General features: G+C 72.7%; 1 protein-coding gene. It reads left to right on the forward strand.

Translation table 11 applies throughout. From position 1 onward, the window contains the following. Positions 1 to 231: metal ABC transporter permease (locus tag ACWXWW_RS18410; protein WP_455971497.1), on the forward strand; the 231-nt coding region annotated here is incomplete at both ends.

Raw genomic sequence — 231 nt, forward strand, 5'->3', positions numbered from 1 at the left:
GTGCGCATGCTGTCGCTGGTGTTCGCTGTGTTGATCGGGCTGGTGACGGCGCTGGCGGTGCCGATCGTCGGCGCGATCCTGGTGCTCTCGGTGATGATCGCGCCGGGCGCCGCGGCGGCCCGCGTGACCGCAAATCCGCTGCTCGCGACGGTTCTGGCGGTGCTGTTCGCGGAGCTGGCGCTGGTCGGGGGCACGGTGCTCTCGCTGGCACCGGGGCTGCCGGTGTCGGGG

This window comes from Microbacterium sp. KNMS, from assembly GCF_053851835.1.